Consider the following 15,900-nt stretch of genomic DNA (forward strand, 5'->3'; position numbering starts at 1 on the left):
GCTCACCCGCCAAGATTGCGTCGAAGGCTGGATCTGCATCGCCAAATGGACAGGCACGCCGCTGTCGCTGGAGCTCGACCAGGCAGTGGTCAAGCCGCAGGCGCGCTACGTCATGTTCCATTGCCTCGACACGATCGACCGCAGCCTCTCCGGCGACATCAAGTATTACGGCACCATCGACCTGATCGATGCCCGCCATCCGCAGACGATCCTTGCCTATGGCCTGAACGGCAAGCCGCTGCCGGTCGAGAACGGCGCGCCGCTGCGGGCCCGCGTCGAGCGTCAGCTCGGCTACAAGATGCCGAAATATCTCTACAAGATCGAGCTGGTCGACGGCTTCGCCAATGTCGGCGGCGGCAGGGGCGGCTATTGGGAAGACAATGGCTACGACTGGTACGGTGGAATCTGAACCGCACACCGCAAAATAATGATCGGCCCGGGGGCGTAGCGAGCGCTGCCCGCCGGTTCAGGCAACCTTGTCGAGCAACGGCTTAAGCGCCGGGTGAATCTCCGGTGACGCGTGCTTGATCAGCGTCAGCAGCGCACGTTCGTTCTCATACAAAGGCCTGCCTACCCCGATGTGCTCGATCAGCCAGCCGGCTTCGCCGGCATCGATCGTCTCGGCGCGGCGGGCCAGGGCCTCGGCCGCCCTGTTCTTGGCTTCCCACTCGGCTTCGATGTCGCTGGGGGAGCGATAGGCCTCCATGATGCCGGCGAGGCCACCGGAGACCATGCGGCTGAAGAAGCCGCCGATTTCCGGATCGGCGTGCTCGAGGAAGGCGTCACGGCGCAGCGCCACATCGCGTGTCGGTGCCTCATAGCCGGCCGAGCACATGACGAAATTGGCGATCGCCTTGACGAACAGATCGTTCCAGGACGGATCGTTTTGTCCTTGAGCAGTGCGCTCGTTGATCTTGAACAGCACCTCGGCCTCTGGGCGGGTAATGGCGATGTTGCCGTCGCCGCCATGGGCGTGGAGGATCCGGCGCAGCAGCTCGATCTCCGCCTTGGCGATCAGTCCGGGAACCAACGCACCACCGAGCATCAACGGCCCTTTGCCGTCGATGACGGCGTGGGCGACCTGCTCCAGCGCATAGACGCAAAGCTGGCTCGGCGACGATCTTGCTTCTTCCAGCACATGGACCAGCAACTCGAGTTCGGTTCGGCTGTCGACCATGCCGTCACGCGAAATCGTGCGGATCAGCCAGTCGGCATTGTCCTGCGAGATGTAGCCGGACGGCTTCTCCTGGTGGACGATGTAGTCGGTGACGGCCTCGACAAAGAACGGAGGCCATTCCTGGCACTTGTCCTTGGCCGTGGCGTCCAGCGCGAATAGCGCCTCGGCCTCGCCGCGCGTCACCACGCCGTCGCCGAACACTTCATGGCGCAACATGGCCACGTCTTCCCCGGTGATGCGGCTTTTCGAGGCCAGCCCCGCCACCGGCGCGCTCATGATCAATTCGCCCATTTGTCGTCCCCGTCCGCTGCCGGCAAGCGCCTGCCCAAAAGCCTCACCGCCGCCACGATATCAGCAGTGTCTTGAAAAACCGGCAAACGGCGTGGTTAGCGAACACTTGTCAGCCAATGCATGTCACCCAAAAGTGTGCTGCGGTTTTGGGAAAACGACATGCATCAACACAAGTAGCCAAAGCTCATCGCCTGAATCCGTTTCGGCGCGACGCGCTTTAGACGTCGCTGACAGGTGACAATGTGTCGTCGACAGGCTATGGATGACGAGTCGAGGGCTCTTGCGAGTCCTACCTGTTTGCGGGAGAGAACAGCGAAAGCTGTCGCCGAAGGGGAAATCGCCCGAAATCTCTCAGGCAAAAGAACCGTAGACGGGAAAGACACTCTGGAAAGTCGGGGCTTGCCCCCGCGCCGAAGGTGTAAGCGCCGCTGACAGAGTTCCGGTTGCGCGAGTCTCTCAGGCTTCAGACAGAGGGGCACGGACTGGTCGCCATTCGCGACCGATTGCGTGCGACTCTGGAGGTGACATGACGGGCGACGACACCAAACACCTTCCCCTCGAAGATATCCACGTGGCCGCTGGTGCGCGCTTCGGCGCCTTTGCCGGCTGGTCGATGCCGCTGACCTATCCGGCCGGCGTCATGAAGGAGCATCTTCACACCCGCGAGCATGCCGGCCTGTTCGACATCTCGCATATGAAGCTGTTCGAGGTCAGTGGGCCGGAGGCGGTTGCGCTACTCAACCGCGCTTGTCCCCTGGATGCCGGCGCGCTCGAAATCTCGCAGTCCAAACTGTCCTTCTTCCTCACTGAGGCAGGCGGCATCCTGGACGACCTGATCGTCACCCGGCTCGGCGATACCAGGTTCATGGTGGTCGCCAACGCCGGTAACGCCGTGGCCGACGAAAAGCATTTGCGGGCGCTTGCCGCGGATTTTGACGTCAAGGTCGAGCCGCTCGACCGTGTCTTCCTGGCTATCCAGGGCGCTGAAGCCTGGGCTGCCCTTTCCCGCGCCGGCATCGAGACCGGCTCGCTGCTGTTCATGCATGGTGTCGAACCGCGGCAGAACTGGTTCATGAGCCGCTCCGGCTATACCGGCGAGGACGGTTTCGAGATCGGCCTGCCGGAGGCCGATGCGCGCGACCTCGTCGCAAAATTGCTCAGCGATGAACGCGTACTGTGGATCGGCCTCGCCGCGCGCGACAGCCTGCGGCTGGAGGCCGGGCTCTGCCTGCACGGCCAGGACATCACGCCGGAGACCGACCCGGCCAGCGCCGGATTGATGTGGGCGATCCCGAAAGAAATCCGCGCTACCGGCGCTTTCATCGGCGCCGACGCCCTGCGCGCCGCCATCGAACGAGGAGCCGCGCAAAAGCGGGTCGGGCTGAAGCCCGAGGGCCGCCAGCCTGTGCGCGCCGGCGCCGCGCTCTTTGATGCCGACGGCAATCCTGCCGGCCATGTCACATCGGGCGGCTTCGGCCCCTCGGCCGGTCATCCGGTCGCCATGGGATATGTCGCAACGCCACTGGCAAAGCCCGGCACACGGGTTTTCGCCGATGTGCGCGGCACGAAGATCCCAGTCGATATCAGTTCCCTGCCCTTCACACCGCATCGCTACCGCAAAGGATGAATCCGATGGCAACAACCTATTTCACCGAAGATCACGAATGGCTCCGCGTCGAGGGCGGCATCGCCACCGTCGGCATCACCGACTACGCCCAGGAGCAGCTCGGTGACCTCGTCTTCGTCGAACTGCCCGAGACGGGAAAGAAGCTGGCCAAGGGCGATACCGCCGTGGTGGTCGAATCCGTCAAGGCGGCCTCCGACGTCTATGCGCCCGTCGACGGCGAGATCACCGAGGCCAACGGGACGCTGTCGTCGGATCCGTCGCTGGTGAATTCGGCGGCGACCGGTGCCGGCTGGCTGTGGAAGATGAAGCTCGCCGACGAAAGCCAGCTCGCCGGCCTCATGGATGAGGCCGCCTATAAAGCCCATATCGGTTGACATCAGGATCTCGACACATGACCGCAGCACCCTACCCCTTCATGGCCCGCCACATCGGCCCGGGCGTCAACGACACCAGAGCAATGCTCGCCGTCATCGGCGTTCCCTCGATCGAGACGCTGATCAGCCAGGCCGTGCCGAGATCGATCCGCCTCGACCAGCCGCTCGCCTTGCCAGCTCCGGCCAGCGAAGCGGAAGCGCTGGCCGAACTGTCGGCGATCATGGCGAAAAATACGGTGCTGAAGAGCTTCATCGGCGCCGGCTACCACGGCGTCCACGTGCCACCGGTCATCCAGCGCAACCTGTTCGAGAACCCAGCCTGGTACACGGCCTACACGCCCTACCAGGCGGAGATCAGCCAGGGCCGGCTCGAAATGCTGTTCAATTTCCAGACGCTGGTCGCCGAATTGACTGGCCTGCCGGTGGCGTCGGCCTCGCTGCTCGATGAAGCAACGGCGGTCGCCGAAGCGGTCGGCATCGCCTTGCGCCATCACCGCGACAAGCGCACCAAGGTGGCACTTGCCGGCACGCCGCATCCGCAGACGCTGGACGTGGTGCGCACCCGCGCCGAACCGCTCGGCATCGAGATCGACGGCGAGGCGATCGACGACAACACCGCCGCCCTGCTTGTCTCCTGGCCGGACACGTTCGGCGTCTATGGCGACCACAAGGCGGCGATCGACAAGGCACGCGCCACCGGCGCGCTGGTCGTGTTCATCGCCGACCCGCTCGGCCTGACGCTGACCGACGCGCCGGCAAAGCTCGGCGCCGACATTGCCGTCGGTCCGATGCAGCGTTTTGGCGTACCGATGGGCTTTGGCGGCCCGCACGCCGCCTATTGCGCCGTCGCCGACAGGCTGACGCGCTTGATGCCCGGCCGCCTGGTCGGCCAGTCGACCGACAGCAAGGGCCGGCCCGGCTACCGGCTTGCCTTGCAGACACGCGAACAGCATATCCGCCGCGACAAGGCGACCTCCAACATCTGCACCGCGCAGGCGCTGCTGGCCAACATGGCGACCGCCTATGCCATCTGGCACGGCCCCGCCGGGCTGCAGGCGATTGCCGGGCGCATTCACGCGCTGGCCAACCGCCTGGCAGGCGGCCTCGAAGCGGCAGGCGTGTCGGTGATCGGCGCCAGCCGCTTCGATACGGTGACGGTGGAGGCGAAGGGCAAGGCGGCGCAGATAGCCGCTGCGGCCGAAAAGACCGGCCGGCTGCTGCGCGTCGTCGATGCCGACCATATCGGCATCAGCTTCGACGAGACCTCGACCGACGCCGATCTCGACGCAATCGCGGCATTGTTCGGCGCCAAGGCTGGTCCCTCGGCCGACAGCACGGTGCCGGGAAAGCCGCGCGGCAAGGAGTTTCTGACGCAACCTGTGTTCCACGAGAACAAGTCGGAAACCGAGATGATGCGCTTCCTGCGCCGGCTGGCCGACAAGGATCTGGCGCTCGACCGCACCATGATCCCGCTGGGCTCCTGCACCATGAAGCTCAACGCCGCCGCCGAGATGATGCCGGTGAGTTGGCCAAGCGTCGCCAACCTGCATCCGTTCGCGCCGGCCAGCCATTCGGCCGGCTACCGCGCCATGGCCGGCGAACTGGAAGGCTGGCTGTCTGAGATCACCGGTTTCGACGCGGTCAGCCTGCAGCCCAATGCCGGCAGCCAGGGCGAGTATGCCGGATTGCTTGCCATCCGCGCCTATCACCGCTCGCGCGGCGAAGGCCATCGCACCATCTGCCTTATCCCATCTTCCGCACATGGCACCAATCCTGCGAGCGCGGCGATGGCCGGCATGAGCGTCGTCGTCGTGCGCTGCCTGGAGGATGGCAATATCGACATGGACGATATGAGGGCCAAGGCCAATGAGCATTCCAAGAACCTCGCGGCGCTGATGTTCACCTATCCCTCGACGCATGGCGTGTATGAGGAAGGCGCGCGCCATCTCTGCGCCCTCATCCATGAGCATGGTGGACAGGTCTATTTCGACGGCGCCAACCTCAACGCGCTGGTCGGCCTCGCTCGCCCCGGCGACATCGGCGCCGATGTCTGCCACATGAACCTGCACAAGACCTTCTGCATTCCGCATGGTGGCGGCGGCCCAGGTGTCGGCCCGATCGGCGTAAGGGCGCACCTAAAACCCTATCTGCCGGGTCATGTCACCGAAGGCTCGGCGCATGCCGTGTCGGCCGCCCCCTTCGGCAGTGCTTCCATCCTGCCGATCACCTGGATGTACATCCGCATGATGGGCGGTTCCGGCCTGAAGCAGGCGACCGAGACGGCGATCGTTTCGGCAAACTACGTGGCGACGCGGCTCGCACCGCACTTCCCGCTCCTCTACAAGGGCAGACACGATCGCATTGCCCATGAGTGCATCCTGGACACGCGCGTGCTCAAGGAGAGCGCCGGCATCAGTGTCGACGATGTCGCCAAACGCCTGATCGACTATGGTTTCCATGCGCCGACCATGTCGTTCCCGGTCGCCGGCACGCTGATGGTCGAGCCGACCGAGTCCGAGCCCAAGCGGGAACTCGACCGCTTCTGCGAGGCGATGATCGCCATCGCCGGAGAGGCAGCGAAAGTCGCCAAGGGCGAATGGCCTTTGGCCGACAATCCGCTGGTCAACGCACCGCACACCGCCGCCGAGGCGCTGGCCGGCCAGTGGACCCATCCCTATTCGCGTCTGGAGGCGGCGTATCCCGCCGGTGACGCCGACACGGCAGCAAAATACTGGCCGCCGGTGTCGCGCATCGACAATGTTGCAGGCGACCGCAACCTGGTCTGCTCCTGCCCGCCTCTGTCGGATTATCTGGGTGCGGCCGAGTAACTACGCTGAGCGCAAGGCCGGCTTGCCCGGTTCGGCCTTGCTCATGCCTTTGCGGCTGATGACGCAATTTCGCCCGGCGCGCTTGGCGGCATAGAGCGCTATGTCCGCCTCGGCCAGCACCTCGTCGAGGCTGCGGCCATCGGCCTCGCCAAAGCCGATGCCGCCGCTGACCGTGCTGCGCAACGGGCCGAGCGGGGTGGCAACGATTTCGGTGCCGAAGGCAACGCCGATCTTGCTGGCGAGGTCGTAGGCCCTTTCCTCCGTCATCCGCGACATGACGACGGCAAATTCCTCGCCGCCCAGGCGAAAGGCGTCGACGCCGGTCCGGGCATATTTCTTGATGACGGCGGCGAAGCGGCACAGCACCTGGTCGCCGACCGGGTGACCGTAGACGTCGTTCGTCCGCTTGAAGTGGTCGAGGTCGAACATGACGACGGACATGAATGGACCGAAACTCCGCTCGCCATAGAGCGACATTAATCCCCGGCGGTTCATCAACCCGGTCAGCGGGTCGGTCATGGTCTCGGCCTTCAGTTCGATCTGTGCTTGCAGATGGTGGAGGGAGAGCGTCAAGGCGCCGAGCCCGGTCATGCAGGCCACCGCCACGACGGAGTTCAGGCGTTCGGCCCAATTGTCGGGCGCGACCGCGAGCGCCCACTGCCCCTTGCCCAGCAAAACCATGCCACAGAGCGCAAACGACACCGCACAGGTGCCGCTCAGAAACGAAACCACCAGCAGGATCCGGCGATCATGGCTGCCGTTGATCCAGAACATGGCGCCGATCGCCGAGAGCAGCGCCGTCACCGTCGCGTAGGTGATGATGAAGCCGACACCGTCGAGGCCGATGGAGGTCACGGCCGCGCAAATAGTCATGGCGGCGAGCGTCGGTGCAACGGCACGTCTGTGGCTGGGCACGCCGAGATACTGCATGGCCGACAGGCAGAGGATCAGGAACCCCAGGCTGAGCAGCGCAAGCACGATCTGGCAGAGCACCGGATCGGGCTCCTTGGTGTATCGCCAGAACAGGATCACATGCGCGACGAGCACCAGAATGCCGCACGCCACAGTCAGCACAAAGCGTGCCTTGGGCGCGGTGAACCAGATCGCAAACATGGTAGCGCTGAGGCATGTGCCCGACAGCGCGGCCGCGAGCAGGAGCGAACTGAAGTCCAACATGTTGGGCGAGGGCCTCTCGAGAGTCGGCGGTTGCACTGCATTCTAGGTCAGCGGCAGCCCTCGGATACGGGTTTTCAGCCGGTCTTCCGACGCAACCTGCGCATAGGGTTTACAAAGCGTCCATGCCCTGTGTCCCGAAACAGCACCCTGGAGCATGATGCCGAAAAGTGTGAGCGATTTTCGGACGACATCTTTCTCTATCCCTTTGATTTAGAAGCGGATTCAGATTTCAGGTCGATTCGACCTGAAATCATCCGGCTCCAGGACGCGACGACCAGATCAACCCTTGTTCAAGAGGGCGAGATTGGCGTTGACGACCGTCGGATCGGCCATGCCGGCCCTCGCTTCGAGCAGCAGCGCCTTGGCCTTCTTGCGATTGCCACGCAACAGTTGCGAATACCCCATGTTGTTGACGATCTGCGGCTTGCGGCCGGCGACTTTCAGAAGCTGGTCGTACGCTCGGTCGGCGAAGTCGAAGCGGCCAAGTTCGTCATAGGAAGCGGCGAGCCCCATCCAGGCTTCGGCATTGTCGGCCTTCAACTCGACGGCCTTGCGGAAGTGCTGTTCGGCGAGGCCGTAATTGGCGTCGCGAAACTGCGCCTTGCCTTGCRCCAGATCGGAAGTATCGATGTCCTTTGCCACCGGTTGGATGGCCGTGGTCTTGGTGGTGTCGACGCCACTCGTCGTACAACCAGACATCATTAAGACGGCCGCCACCGCAGCCATTGCCGTGAAATTACTGTGACGCATGCCCCTGCCTCATCGCCCGATTTGCCGGGTCGTTCTTCAGGAAACACATTACAGGAAAGGCGATTAAACTTCGGTGCCGAAACACGCTCAAAATTAAGCTTTGGGCACACCAGCCATTAACCACCCGGTGCAGGCCAGAGGATCTTGACCGGGCCGCGTGCAAGACACGGCTTGGACTGGGCGTTCGAGGGACGCGCTTCCTAGCGCTCCGTCATCATTTTGACGATGATCGGGATGATGGCGATCATCAGCACCACCGGCAGGATGCACACCGTTACCGGCACCGACATCTTGGCCGGCAGGGCGTGCGCCTTTTCCTCGGCCAGCGACATGCGCTTGTGGCGCATTTCATCGGAAAAGACGCGCAGCGCGCCCGACAGGCTGGTGCCGAGTTCCTTCGACTGCTGTAGAAGGGTGGCGAAGGAACGCACCTCGTCCAGGCTGAGGCGGTCGGCAAGCGCCTTCAGCGCATCGTCGAGGCTGCGCCCTGCCCTCAGCTCCAGCGACACAAGCTGCAGGTTCTGGCTGAGCGCGGGATAGGTCTTGGCGAGTTCCTTCGAAACGCGCTCGATGCCGGCCTCCATGCTCATGCCGGCATCCGAGCAGACGATCATCAGGTCCATGAAATCGGGAAAGCCGTTGCGGTATTCGCGCCGCTTTTCCCGCACCTTCTGGCTCAGCACCAGCCCAGGCAGGAAGTAGCCGGCCGCTCCCGAAAGGATCACGAACGTCCACCGGCTGGCCATCGTCGCGTCTGGACTGGCCATCCATTGGTTGAGCACAAAGACACTGATGGCCGTGCCGATCATCGCGATGAACCGGACGAGGAAAAACATGCCGACGGCGCGCGGCTCCATGTAGCCCGCCTGGATGAGCGTCATGCGCAGCCGGGCGACATTTTCCGGATCGCTCTTGGCATAGAATTCCTGCGCCCTCTTCACCGCCTTCTCGCGCACGATGCTGGTATTCTTCTTCGGCACCGGCTCGGGCTTCGCGGCCGCCGGACCGTGATCCACCTTGAGCCGGCGCATGACGTCGTTGCGGTCGCCCTTCGCCGCCACCATCGGCCAGGCCACCGCGACGGCGCCCACGGCCAGCAACAGGATGGCTACGGGCATCAACGAGGTCGGCGCAAGCGAGGCGAGGAATTCGATGGAGGCTTGCATGTCAGAACCTGAAATTCGACATCTTGAACATCATCAGATTGCCCAGCATCAGCCATGCGACCGAGCCGCCAATCAGGTACCAGGTCAGCGGCTCACCCCAGACGTTGCGGTAGAAGGCTGGCATCAGCGCCATGATGGCCGCAAACAGCAGCGCCGGTATCGCCGTCAGAATGTAGGCCGACATGCGGCCTTCGGTCGAAATGGCGCGCACCTTGCGGCGCAGCTTGCCACGCTCACGGATCGTCAACGCCAAGCCGTCGAGGATCTCGCGCAGATTGCCGCCCGAACTGCTCTGGATCGAGACGGCGGTGACGAACAGCGGCAGGTCCTCATGGCCGACCCGGTCGAACAGCGAGTTCAAGGCCGAAACCAGGTCCGATCCATAGGTCACCTCGTCGGCGATRACGCCGAATTCACTGCCGATCGGGTCGGGCATCTCGCGCGCCACCATGGAGACCGCCACCGGCACCGGATGGCCGGCCTTCAGGCCGCGCGTGATCAGTTCCAGTGCCTCCGGCAGTTGCGTGCCGAACCGCTTCAGCCGGCGGCCGCGTTTGAAGCGCAGCGTCATCACCGGCAGGATCGGCACAAGCATGACAAACAGGACGAGCCCGAGCAGCGGCGGCAAGCCGTACCACATGGCGGCCAGAGCCGCGGCGAATGCCGCGCCGCAGGTGGTCATCAGGAATTTCGGCAGCGGCATGACCATGCCAGACTGGGTTCGCAAGGCGCGGAACCGTTCCGGCGAGAACAGCGACGTACCCGCGTCAAGGCCGCGCTCCTTGCGCAGTTGCACAAGCACCTGCTCCTGGCTGATCGTGTTTTCCTGCAGTTTCATGCGCCGGTTGATGGCGGTGCGCTTGTCGCTGCGGCCGGCATAGAGCAGGTAGCAGGCCTCGGCGATCAGGATGCCGGTAAGTGCCGCCGCGGCATAGACGACATAGATAGCGCTGAGCCCGTCGAACACCTGACTACTCCTGCGGCCGGCCGGGTTCGAAGTATCGCCCGGGGAACTCGATGCCCATGGCGCGCAAATCCTCGAGGAAACGCGGCCGGATGCCGGTCGCCTCGTAGTGGCCGAGGATCTTGCCGTCGGCGTCCATGCCGGTGCGCACGAAGCGGAATATCTCCTGCATCTGGATGACATCACCTTCCATGCCGGTCACCTCGGCGACGCTGGTCACCTTGCGCTTGCCGTCGGACAGGCGCGTCAGCTGCACGATAAGGTCGAGCGCGCTGGCGATCTGGCTGCGGATGGACTGCACCGTCATCGGCATGCCGGTCATGCCAAGCATCTGCTCCAGGCGCGAAATGGCGTCGCGGGGCGTGTTGGCATGGATGGTCGCCATCGATCCTTCGTGGCCGGTGTTCATCGCCTGCAGCATGTCGAAGGCCTCCTCGCCGCGGCACTCGCCGAGGATGACGCGGTCTGGGCGCATGCGCAGCGCGTTCTTGACCAGATCGCGCTGCTTCAGTTCGCCATGGCCCTCGATGTTGGCGGGACGCGTCTCCATGCGCGCCACATGCGGCTGCTGCAGCTGGAGTTCGGCCGCGTCCTCGATGGTGATCAGCCGCTCATCTTCGGGAATGAAAGCCGACAGCGCGTTGAGCATGGTCGTCTTGCCGGTGCCGGTGCCGCCCGAAATGATCGTCGTCTTGCGGGCATGCACGGCCGCCGCCAGCACTTCGGCCATGTTCTGGGTGATGGCGCCGAACTCGACCAGCTTGTGCAGGCCGAGCTTGTTCTTGGAGAATTTGCGGATCGACACCAGCGGCCCGTCGACCGCAACCGGGCGGATGGCCGCGTTGAAACGCGAACCGTCCAGCATGCGTGCGTCGACCATCGGCTGCGATTCGTCGACACGACGGCCGACCGCGGCAACGATCTTGTTGACGATGCGCAGCAGATGCGCCTCGTCCTTGAACGGGATATGGACCGGCTGCAGCTTGCCCTTCTTTTCGACAAAGCAGTTCTGGTGGCCGTTGATCAGGATGTCGTTGATGTCGGGATCCTTGAGCAACGGCTCCAGCGGACCGAGGCCGACCATCTCGTCGACGATGTCGTCGACCAGCGCGTCAAGCTCGACGGTGTTGATCGCCATCCGCTCTTGCTTGGTCTTTTCCGACACGAAATCAAATACTTGCCGGCGCATCTCATCCTTGGGCAAACGCTCCAGCGCGACTAGGTTGATCTCCTCGAGCAGCAGCCGGTGGATACGCACGCGCGCATCGAGCACCTTGTTGGCATTCTTTGCCGGTGCGGCTTCCGGCTTTGCCGTCAAAGCCTTTCGGTTGGTCGGAATGACGACGGCATGATGCGCGACCGGCACCGGCTCGGCGGCGCGCTGCGGACGCGCATCGCGGTTCTGCAGGGTGGAAAAGCGGCTGGTCATCCGGCCTTCCTCTTAAGCAATCCCCGGCCCATGCCAAACAGCGAGCGCGATTTCGCCCGGGGTTGGACTGCTTCCTCCGGCAGGATGATCTTCTTCAAATCGTTGACGACATTGGCGTTCGGGTCGATCTCGTGCAGCGGCACGCCCCGATCGACTGCCTCGCGCACCAGCCGGTAGTTGTTGGCAATGCCGCCAACGAAATGCTCGCCGAGGATTTCCTGGACGTCCGCCTGCTTGATGCCGTTGTCGAACATCTTCTGCTCGAAACGATTGACGATGACGTTCGGCTTCACTTCCTTGCCGGCGGTCTCGTAGACCGCCTGGATCAGACGCTGCGTGTGGCGCAGGCACGGCACCGTCATTTCGGCGACGATGTAGAGTTTGTTGGAACCGAGCAGCACCGTTTCCGTCCACGGAAACCAGGTGCGCGGCATGTCGATGACGACATTGTCGAAATAGGCCGAAACGAGGTCCAGCATGCGCACCACGACATCGGTCTTGAACGAGCGCATTTCCGCCGGATGCGTCGGCGCCGCCAGCACGCAAAGTCCGCTGGCATGCTTCGACAGCATCACGTCGAGCAGTTGCCGGTCGAGGCGTTCGGGCTGGTTCTCGATCTCGGTGATGTCGAAACGCGGCTCGAGGTCGAGATATTCGGCACAGGCGCCCTGCTGGAAATTGAGGTCGACCACGCAAGTCGACGCGCCGCGCGTCACCGAGTGATGCAACTGGAAGGCGGTCTGCAGTGCCAGCGTTGTGGTGCCGACGCCGCCCGCGGCCGGCATGAAGGTGTAGATCTGCGACTCGGTGTTTTCCTCGCGCCCGGGCCCTTGCAGCGCCCGCACCACGGAGCGCACCAGGTCGGCGGTGGTGATCGGCTTGACGAGGAAATCCGCGACCTTGAGCTGTACCAGGATGCGCACCGCGGCGGCATTGAACTCCTGGGTGACGACGACGACCGGCACCTTGTCCTCCAGCCGGCGCATGATGCGCTGCAGCGACTCGACCTCCTCCAGCCTTGCCGCATCCATGTCGACGATGATGGCGCCGAAATCGGCCTCCTGGATCTCGCCGCGCAGCTCCGCGACATTCTTTTCCACTGTCGACAGCTGGATGACCTCGGAGGCGGCGAATGCGGTCCGCGTGTCCTGCACAAAGGTCCTGTCGGTCGATACGAGCAGGATCTTCCTGGTCTTGATGCCGTTTGCCATTCTGTCAGCCTGTCCGGTCGCCGCCTGTTGGATCAGTTGCCTGTCGTGGATTGCGACGCTTTCGCGCCGGCCGCCTGATCGGGAGTGATGGCCACCACGTCGCCGCGCTGGGCTGGAACGAGAAGCTTTGTGTTCTGGACACCGTATTTCCAGGGATCGACCATCTGCATGACGGTGTCGGCGGCTTGCGCGTTGCCAGCGGCCGGCGTCACCCCTTCGGTGCGCACATAGTCGTCGCTGGTGCAGCCGGCAGCGAAGCCGGCCAGCAGCAAGGCGATGCTCGATCTCAAGACCAGACGCATGTTTTCAGTCCTTCGGCAGGTCGAGGAAATGCCCGACCGTGGTAACGGCAGCCGGCTGCGCGACAGTGCCGCCGGCCATTGCCAACGCGCGATTGGTGTCGGACGTCTTCACTTCGTCGGTGTTGTTGAGAAAATAGTCGGCGTTGCTGGCAGGCTGCGTACCATCGGTCGGCACGATGAGTTTCTTCGACGGATCGACCGGCTTGACCAGATAGGGCGTGACGATCATGACCAGGTCGGTCTCGCGCCGCTGATAGGATTTCGACGAAAACAGCGCGCCAAGCACCGGCATTTTGCCAAGCCCGGGAATGCGCGACGTGGTGATGTCGTTTTGCGACTGCAGCAATCCGGCAATCATGAAGCTCTGGCCATTCTTCAGGTCGACCGATGTCCTGGCGCGGCGCACGATGAAGCCGGGCACCGATATGTTGCCGATATTGTAGGAGGCCGACGCGTCGACCGATGAGACTTCCGGCGCGATATCCAGGCTGACCAACCCGTCCTTCAGCACTGTCGGCGTGAAATCAAGGCTGACGCCGTATTTCTTGTAGCTGACCGAGATCTTGCCGTTGTCCTCGGAAACAGGGATCGGAAATTCGCCGCCGGCGAGAAAGCTTGCCGTTTGGCCGGAACGGGCGATCAGGTTCGGTTCGGCCAACCGACGGGCCAGGCCGCGCTCTTCCAGCGCCTTGATGGCGATATCGATCGACACACCGTCCGACAGCAACCGRCCGATAATCTCGCCGGTCCCGGCCCCCGGCAAGGTACCCGGATCGATGGTGACGTCGCGCCCGCCGAGGCCTAAGGCGAAATTGGCGCTGTATTTGGCGCCGAGATCCTGACCCGCCTGGCGGTTGATCTCGACAAAGCGGACGTTGAGCTGGACTTGCTGCGACGACGAGATGTTGACCGAGTTGATCACCTCCTCGGCGCCGGAAAAACGCGTCGCGATCTTGTTTGCCTTTTCGGCGGCGACCGCGTCATCGGCCTCGCCCGACAGCACGACACGGCCATTGGCCGAGCCGACCTTGATCCTGGCGTCCGGCACGCTGGCGCGGATGGTGCTGGCCAATTGGTCGGTGTCGAGCGTCACCTCGATGTCGACGGTGCCGACGAGTTGCTTCTTCTCATCGAACAGCGCGATGCCGGTGGTGCCGAGGTTGTTGCCGAGCACGTAGAAGGATTTGTCGGTCAGCGGATTGACGTTGGCGATCTCCGGATCGCCGATGACGATCTGGTAGAAGGCGGCGCTGGTCATGATCGTCTTCGGCTTGCCCTTGGCCACCTTGATCGACGCATTCTTGGTCGTCGACACATAGACGATGTCGTTGTCGGCCCTTGCCGAGGCGCCGAAGGCCAGCATCCCTGCGGCAGCCAGTGAAGCCGCCACAGCCACGGTGCGCAACACGCGCAACCGTCCCATGACCCGATATGCAATCAGCCCGAACATTGTCCCGTCCCTCACCCAGTCCCCACTGGTTTCTATTGCTGGTCCGGCGAAGGAACCTGGTATTCCTCTGCCTTCGTGCCGCGCGTCACGATGACCGTCTTGAATTTCGGTTTCTCCGGCTCTTTCGCCACGGCATTGAACAACGAACTGGCCGCGGCCTGCACGTTGGAGGCGACCGATCCGCCGAACGAAGAGATGGTGGTGACGCCGTTCTTGCCGTCATCGCCTTCGCTGGCGGAGCGGAGCGACAGCGACAGCGAGCCGACGGTGCGGGCAAGTGCCACTTTCTTCGCGCCTTCGGTGGTCACCTCGATGGTCACGGAATTGGCAATCTGCGGCGTGGTCTGGCGCTCGTCGGCGCCCTGCCCGACGCTCAGCACCTTGGCGTCGGAGACGACGATTTCGGAGGTGATGGTCGAACCGGCGGCACCTTGCGCGTTCTTGGCCACCTCCTGGATTTCGCCGGCATCGCGGGTCAGCACGACGTCAACCCGGTCGCCCGGCGTGACGAAGCCGCCGACACCGGCAATCTCGTCGGTTCGGATGGTCACCGCTCGCATTCCGGGCGTCAGCATGTTCGAGAGCGTCGCGCGGCCATTTGGCCCCGACAGCTTGGTGAGCAGCACCGGCTCGTTGACCTCGATCGGCGTCAGCACCACGCGATTGCCGTCGCCAAGCAATCCATCGATGGTCGGGAAGGCACCCTGCGGCAGGGAATCCTGCGGCCAGGGAATTTCGCTGAGCTTCGTGCGGTCGAGCTCCATGCCATAGCGCAACGGAGCATTGGCCACCACGATGGTCTTGAACTCGATCTTGGGTGCAACTGGCGCGGGGATCGACGCCGTCTTCGCTTCGCTATCTGCCCTGGCCTGGCTCTTGACCCAGAAATCCGCGGCAAAGATCGATATCGCGCCAAAAACGGCGGCGATGCCGATCATCGATATGGCCTTGCCCCTCACGCCCGAAACCCCTGATGCCCGCAGTTTCTTGTTTTGTTGGGCTCATGCTAGGCGGCATTGTTAAAGAATCAGGAATCCAACGCGGTGGCATTTGACCTATTTCCGCCGGATTGGTTATCGAATGGTTCTCGGCTAGGACGGGCAATTCCCCGAACGGAACAGGAACCTCGGTCGCTTGGCGCTGAAAAGCGTGCCA

Annotated in this window: 14 protein-coding genes and 1 riboswitch; of the genes, 4 read left to right on the forward strand and 10 right to left on the reverse strand. The window is 63.5% G+C overall.

Annotation, left to right across the window (positions count from 1 at the left end; translation table 11 throughout):
* A partial coding sequence (locus tag AC1D0I_RS23180; RefSeq protein WP_477397998.1) for a molybdopterin-dependent oxidoreductase occupies positions 1-409 on the forward strand: 409 nt, incomplete at its 5' end.
* Positions 410-466: 57 nt separating this feature from the next.
* Here the strand turns inward: AC1D0I_RS23180 and AC1D0I_RS23185 are convergent.
* Complete coding sequence (locus tag AC1D0I_RS23185) at positions 467-1,468, reverse strand: hypothetical protein (RefSeq protein ID WP_477398000.1); 1,002 nt, start codon at positions 1,466-1,468, stop codon at positions 467-469.
* A gap of 290 nt (positions 1,469-1,758) precedes the next feature.
* A riboswitch (glycine riboswitch) is annotated at positions 1,759-1,845 on the forward strand.
* 149 nt (positions 1,846-1,994) lie between these two features.
* Here AC1D0I_RS23185 and gcvT point away from each other — a divergent pair.
* The 3 genes from gcvT to gcvP are packed head-to-tail and all read left to right on the forward strand — an operon-like array spanning position 1,995 to position 6,297.
* Positions 1,995-3,095, forward strand: coding sequence for a glycine cleavage system aminomethyltransferase GcvT (gene gcvT / locus AC1D0I_RS23190; protein ID WP_477398002.1), 1,101 nt, complete (start codon positions 1,995-1,997; stop codon positions 3,093-3,095).
* Positions 3,096-3,100: 5 nt separating this feature from the next.
* Positions 3,101-3,469, forward strand: a complete 369-nt coding sequence (gcvH, locus tag AC1D0I_RS23195) for a glycine cleavage system protein GcvH (protein WP_095088133.1) — start codon at positions 3,101-3,103, stop codon at positions 3,467-3,469.
* Positions 3,470-3,486: 17 nt separating this feature from the next.
* Positions 3,487-6,297: an aminomethyl-transferring glycine dehydrogenase gene (gene gcvP / locus AC1D0I_RS23200; RefSeq protein WP_477398004.1), complete on the forward strand. Its 2,811-nt coding sequence runs from the start codon at positions 3,487-3,489 to the stop codon at positions 6,295-6,297.
* On the opposite strand, the gene AC1D0I_RS23205 is transcribed toward gcvP, so the two are convergent.
* The 9 genes from AC1D0I_RS23205 to cpaB form a co-directional block, all read right to left on the reverse strand.
* Complete coding sequence (locus AC1D0I_RS23205; RefSeq protein WP_477398006.1) at positions 6,298-7,473, reverse strand: GGDEF domain-containing protein; 1,176 nt, start codon at positions 7,471-7,473, stop codon at positions 6,298-6,300. It lies immediately after the preceding gene.
* 279 nt (positions 7,474-7,752) lie between these two features.
* Positions 7,753-8,223: a tetratricopeptide repeat protein gene (locus AC1D0I_RS23210; protein WP_477398008.1), complete on the reverse strand. Its 471-nt coding sequence runs from the start codon at positions 8,221-8,223 to the stop codon at positions 7,753-7,755.
* A gap of 200 nt (positions 8,224-8,423) precedes the next feature.
* A complete protein-coding gene (locus tag AC1D0I_RS23215; RefSeq protein ID WP_477398010.1) occupies positions 8,424-9,389 on the reverse strand; it encodes a type II secretion system F family protein in 966 nt (321 codons plus the stop codon).
* Position 9,390: 1 nt separating this feature from the next.
* Positions 9,391-10,356 (reverse strand): type II secretion system F family protein, encoded by a 966-nt coding sequence (locus AC1D0I_RS23220; protein ID WP_477398012.1) that lies wholly within the window; start codon positions 10,354-10,356, stop codon positions 9,391-9,393.
* Positions 10,357-10,360: 4 nt separating this feature from the next.
* A complete protein-coding gene (locus AC1D0I_RS23225) occupies positions 10,361-11,782 on the reverse strand; it encodes a CpaF family protein (RefSeq protein ID WP_477227357.1) in 1,422 nt (473 codons plus the stop codon).
* Entirely contained in the window at positions 11,779-12,993 is a 1,215-nt protein-coding gene (locus AC1D0I_RS23230) for a CpaE/TadZ family protein (protein WP_457151890.1), read from the reverse strand. The genes AC1D0I_RS23225 and AC1D0I_RS23230 overlap by 4 nt, the downstream gene beginning before the upstream one ends.
* A 32-nt stretch (positions 12,994-13,025) precedes the next feature.
* On the reverse strand, positions 13,026-13,295 hold the full coding sequence (locus AC1D0I_RS23235) for a hypothetical protein (RefSeq protein WP_457151891.1): 270 nt from the start codon (positions 13,293-13,295) through the stop codon (positions 13,026-13,028).
* A 4-nt stretch (positions 13,296-13,299) separates the two neighbouring features.
* Positions 13,300-14,745 carry a type II and III secretion system protein family protein gene (locus tag AC1D0I_RS23240; RefSeq protein WP_457151892.1) on the reverse strand — a complete coding sequence of 482 codons (1,446 nt, stop codon included), beginning with the start codon at positions 14,743-14,745 and terminating at the stop codon, positions 13,300-13,302.
* A gap of 32 nt (positions 14,746-14,777) precedes the next feature.
* Positions 14,778-15,704, reverse strand: a complete 927-nt coding sequence (cpaB, locus tag AC1D0I_RS23245) for a Flp pilus assembly protein CpaB (RefSeq protein WP_245331172.1) — start codon at positions 15,702-15,704, stop codon at positions 14,778-14,780.
* Positions 15,705-15,900 lie beyond the last annotated feature (196 nt).

The organism is Mesorhizobium sp. P2_D1, from assembly GCF_056404455.1.

Bases quoted from the DNA above. Each gene is read 5' to 3' on its own strand.
- AC1D0I_RS23185 (WP_477398000.1), bottom strand. From the start codon at position 1,468: ATGGGCGAATTGATCATGAGCGCGCCGGTGGCGGGGCTGGCCTCGAAA.
- gcvT (WP_477398002.1), top strand. From the start codon at position 1,995: ATGACGGGCGACGACACCAAACACCTTCCCCTCGAAGATATCCACGTG.
- gcvH (WP_095088133.1), top strand. From the start codon at position 3,101: ATGGCAACAACCTATTTCACCGAAGATCACGAATGGCTCCGCGTCGAG.
- gcvP (WP_477398004.1), top strand. From the start codon at position 3,487: ATGACCGCAGCACCCTACCCCTTCATGGCCCGCCACATCGGCCCGGGC.
- AC1D0I_RS23205 (WP_477398006.1), bottom strand. From the start codon at position 7,473: ATGTTGGACTTCAGTTCGCTCCTGCTCGCGGCCGCGCTGTCGGGCACA.
- AC1D0I_RS23215 (WP_477398010.1), bottom strand. From the start codon at position 9,389: ATGCAAGCCTCCATCGAATTCCTCGCCTCGCTTGCGCCGACCTCGTTG.
- AC1D0I_RS23225 (WP_477227357.1), bottom strand. From the start codon at position 11,782: ATGACCAGCCGCTTTTCCACCCTGCAGAACCGCGATGCGCGTCCGCAG.
- AC1D0I_RS23230 (WP_457151890.1), bottom strand. From the start codon at position 12,993: ATGGCAAACGGCATCAAGACCAGGAAGATCCTGCTCGTATCGACCGAC.
- AC1D0I_RS23235 (WP_457151891.1), bottom strand. From the start codon at position 13,295: ATGCGTCTGGTCTTGAGATCGAGCATCGCCTTGCTGCTGGCCGGCTTC.